Here is a 1,512-nt window from a genome sequence, read left to right on the forward strand (position 1 = left end):
TTCTTTCAGATCAGCCGTTAAACCCGCTGGCGAAATATCGGCTATACCGGCGTTATTAACATCATAGATATGCGGTGCTGAGGACCCTCCGTGATCATTCGTCACCGACAAAGTATGCTGCCCATTAGATAGGCCTGTAATAGCAACATCAAAGTGACCGTGAGCGTCAACCACCGTCGTCGCTATTGTGTGTCCTGCTTCAACGATATGGATAGTTTCACCGGCAACGCCGGTACCACTAAGTAGATTTGCTCCAACATGCAACTGCTGGTAGGTACTAAAATACAAGTAATCCACTTCGCCATTTGGCGCACCATCGCAGACACGATTAATGATTCCGAGCGTACCATCTGAAAATTCTACAATACCATGTTCCCAGGCGTTACCCGTACCTGCTGCCCCGCCACTACCGGTATTCACAGTATTAGGAATATGGTGTGATTGCCACCAGCCGTGACTATCAATTCTGGCAAACCCTCCTTGGCCGCTATGATTTGTCGTTAAGGTAGGTTCATTACCTGAAGTCAATTCGTTATGGCTACTGCCTGGCATGTATAAGCCAACTATTTTCAAGCCTGAACTGACTGTCGATGTTTGACTGCCCCAGTCTGCCGTCGTATCAATCACCGCAGGGTCGGCACTGGCAACTACTTCAAGACTGGTTATGGATAATGTCGAAGTGGCGCCCACTGGCGAAGCATAGGCCGAACTAATAACAGGCTTATCTTCAGTCCCGGTAATGGTGATGCTGACTTGTTGGGTTGAGCCATCGGTCGCTGTGAAAGTATAAGTATCTACGACTTGTTGCTTGGCTGGGTCGGGGTCACTGGGTGATAAATCTTGTACTTTGCTTTGATCAAGGGTATAGGTCCATTGACCATTAACCATGGCTATATGGCCGTAGGTGGTGGCTGTACTGACAAGATCTGGGAAATCAGGTGTTTCGCCTGTATCGGTATCAGATATGCTAAGGGTTCCACTGGCGGTTGCGGTGTCGCCTGCGTCTCCTTCAGTCACTGCGCCAGTGCTTGCCCCCGTTATTACAGCTGCATCGTCTTTACCATGAACCGTAATGACGAGATTCTGCGTGTCGGTACCACCGTCTTGGTCGGTCACCGTAATCGGAATGGTGACAGTTTGGTCTGTACCTGCGGCCAAGTGTTGATAGGCGCTGTGACTGGGATCAAAGGTGTACGACCCGTCGGCATTTAGCGTAAAACCGTCTATGGTCGGTGCGGTGTAGGTGGCCGTTTCATGGGCATCGGCATCAGTTGAGGTAATGTTGCCAGAGATCGCACTGCCATCTTCAGTCGCACTCTGTGTTTGAATATGGTTGAGCACCGGATTGTCGTTGGTGCCTGTCAGCGTGATTACCAAATTCTGGGTGTCGGTTCCACCACTGCCATCTGTCACAGTAATTGGGATGGTGATGGTTTGCGTGTCGTCTTTTGCTAAACCATTGTAAGCCGCATTGCTTGGATCAAAGGTATAACTTCCATCCGTATTTAAGGT

Annotated in this window: 1 protein-coding gene; it reads right to left on the reverse strand. The window is 49.5% G+C overall.

Translation table 11 applies throughout. The features are described 5' to 3' along the window. Window positions 1-1,512: VCBS domain-containing protein (locus A3762_RS05290; RefSeq protein ID WP_197469045.1), on the reverse strand; the 1,512-nt coding region annotated here is incomplete at both ends.

Source organism: Oleiphilus sp. HI0125 (assembly GCF_001635355.1).